The sequence below is a fragment of the Corynebacterium sp. S5S1 genome, from assembly GCF_001913985.1.
Lineage (GTDB): Bacteria > Actinomycetota > Actinomycetes > Mycobacteriales > Mycobacteriaceae > Corynebacterium > Corynebacterium marquesiae.
Map to the genome: position 1 here is coordinate 1,466 of NZ_MKXT01000091.1, position 1,615 is coordinate 3,080.

The 1,615-nt window shown below is 59.3% G+C and carries 1 protein-coding gene; it reads right to left on the reverse strand.

All coding sequences use genetic code 11. The annotated features are described in order from the left end of the window. Nucleotides 1-1,615: MMPL family transporter (locus BKN05_RS12440; RefSeq protein ID WP_286688779.1), on the reverse strand; the 1,615-nt coding region annotated here is incomplete at both ends.

Consider the following 1,615-nt stretch of genomic DNA (forward strand, 5'->3'; position numbering starts at 1 on the left):
GATGTGGCCGGTGTGCGCGGTGCCGTAGTTGATGGCGTCGTCGGTTGACGCTCCACGCTTGCGGGCTTCCACCATGCGCGAAACCAAAAAGACCTCGTAGTCCGTCGACAAGCCATAAATGATGGCGATGATCAGCACCAGGATCGGGCTCATCAGTGGGCCTGGCGAGAAATCCAACAGTCCGGAACCAGCGCCGAGGACAAACATGCCGGTCAAAATACCCAGGGTGGCGCCTAAGGTCAGCACCGTCATGATGATGGCTTTTGCCGGGATGATCAGCGAGCCGAACACCGCGGCCATCAGCAAGAACGTGGCGACAATAACGTACAGCGCCATCCACGGCAGTTTCTCAAACAGCGCTTCGAGTGATTCGACTTCCATCGCCGGGGTACCGCCGACGTAAAGTTCCACGCCTTCCGGTGCTGTAATCGCGCGCAGTTGTTCGATAACTTCGGCGTTATCTTCGCGGTCTGCAATACCGGCGCTCAACACAGTGGTGCCGTCTATGGTCTGGCTGGACGGCGCCATGGGGGAGGTCAGCCCTTCGATCTCACGGGCTTGCAAGACGACGTCGACAAGCTGCTGGTTATCGGCCCCCTTGACTACAAGTTTGATGGGCTCGGTGCGGTGTTCCGGGAATTGCTCGTTGAAACGATCCTGTGCCTGGCGGGTTTCGTGGCTCGGTGGCAGATAGGTCTCGTTGATGCCGCCGAAGCTGACACCCAACAGCGGGATGGTCAGTGCGAGCAGCAGGGCGGTGATGCCGACGGTAAACCAGCGAGCTTTGCTCATGGCCCAGCGTGGCACGCGGTACCAGAAGGTTTCCTCGATTGGGCGGGAGCGTTTGGTCTTGCGTACCGTCCACTTGTCGATGTTGTGGCCGAGCATGCCGAAAATAGCTGGCAGCACCGTCACCGAAAGCAGCGCCGCTAGGCCGACGGCGGAAATCGCGCCATAAGCAACGGATTTCAAAAACGCCTGCGGGAAAATCAGCAGGCTGGAAATGGCCACGGCCACCATGAGTGCGGAAAAGACCACCGTTTGCCCAGCGGTGGCGGTGGTAATCGCGACAGCTGTGCGGGTATCACGGCCTTTATCTAGTTCTTCGCGGAAGCGCGAGACCATAAATAGCCCGTAGTCGATGGCCAGGCCTAGGCCCAGCAGCGTGACGACGGCCTGTGAAAACACGTTGACCTGGATAAACCCGGCCAATACCGAGAGAATGCCGATGGAGCCCATGATCGACAGTGCGCCGACGATCAACGGCATAAACGCGGCGACGACGGAACCGAAGACGAACAGCAACAGCAAGCCCACCAGCGGTAGCGCTGCGCGTTCGGCAACCGAGATATCGTGCGCCATGCCGTCGTCCAAAGCATCAGCAACGGCGGTGGCTCCGGCAACCTCGATATCTAGGCCCTGGGCGGTTGCGGCGCCGGTGAGATCATCCTGGATGGTGCGGAAATCACGCAGAGTTTGCTCGTCGTCACCTGCTAAACCGATGGCCGCGAACGCTACCGAGCCGTCGTCGGACAGCAAGTTTGGATTGCGCGTATCGAAATAGCTGGTGACTTGCGCGATCTGGTCTGGGTACTGTTCTTGCAGGTAATTCAGG